Below are 1017 nucleotides of genomic sequence, written 5' to 3' on the forward strand. Positions count from 1 at the left end.
TTGGGTCAGGTGATCCCTTACGGCGTCTACGACCTGGCCGCGGACACCGGCTGGGTCGGCGTCGGCACCGATCACAACACCGCCGCGTTCGCGGTCGCCACGCTCCGGCGCTGGTGGGACGGCTACGGCCGGGACCGCTACCCGAACGCCCAGCGGCTGCTGATCACCGCGGACGCCGGCGGATCCAACGGCTACCGCACCCGCGCCTGGAAGGCTGACCTTGCCGTTCTCGCCCGCGAGATCGGCCTGCCGATCACCGTCTGCCACTTCCCGCCCGGCACCAGCAAATGGAACCGCATCGAGCATCGCCTGTTCGCTCACATCTCGATGAACTGGCGCGGCCGGCCGCTGATCAGCCACGAAACCATCGTCAACACCATCGCCGCGACCACCACCAGCACCGGCCTGCACGTCCACGCCGAACTCGACACCGGCCACTACCCGACCGGCACGACCGTCACCGACGAGCAGATGACCGCCCTGCCCATCGACCGCCACGACTGGCACGGCGACTGGAACTACACCCTGCGCCCCGAACCGGCCACACCCCGACCCGAACCCGTGTCAGCCCCACCACCGCTGCATCACCTGAACCCGCTTCTGCATCCCGCCATCACCGGCATGTCCGAGACCGCATGGAACGACCTGGTCAACCGGCTCACCATTCCTCACCAAGCCCACCACGAAGCGTTCCTGCACAACCTGCGCGGCCACGCCCGGCCCCGAGGCGGCGGCCGCAAGATCCGCGTCACCCTCGCCCACCAACTACTAGCCACCCTGCTGCACGACCACTACCAGATGCCCCGCAACGTCATCGCCGACCTCTTCGGCGTCGCCGGCACCACCATCAACGTCGCGATCCGCAACATCCGCACCCTACTAACCCAAATCCGGCACCCGATCGAGACCAGCACCGTCAGACTGACCACCCGCACCGACCTCGCAGCACACGCAAGCAACGCCGGAATCAACCCCACCAGCTTGATCAAAGCAGCGAGTTATTAATCGACGGGTCCT

1 protein-coding gene is annotated in these 1017 nt (G+C 67.1%); it reads left to right on the forward strand.

What is annotated here, in order from left to right; translation table 11 throughout:
- On the forward strand, nucleotides 1-1005 hold a 1005-nt coding region (locus AB0F72_RS42160), incomplete at its 5' end, for an ISAzo13 family transposase (RefSeq protein WP_360444965.1).
- Nucleotides 1006-1017 lie beyond the last annotated feature (12 nt).

The organism is Actinoplanes sp. NPDC023936 (assembly GCF_040639325.1).
Lineage (GTDB): Bacteria > Actinomycetota > Actinomycetes > Mycobacteriales > Micromonosporaceae > Actinoplanes.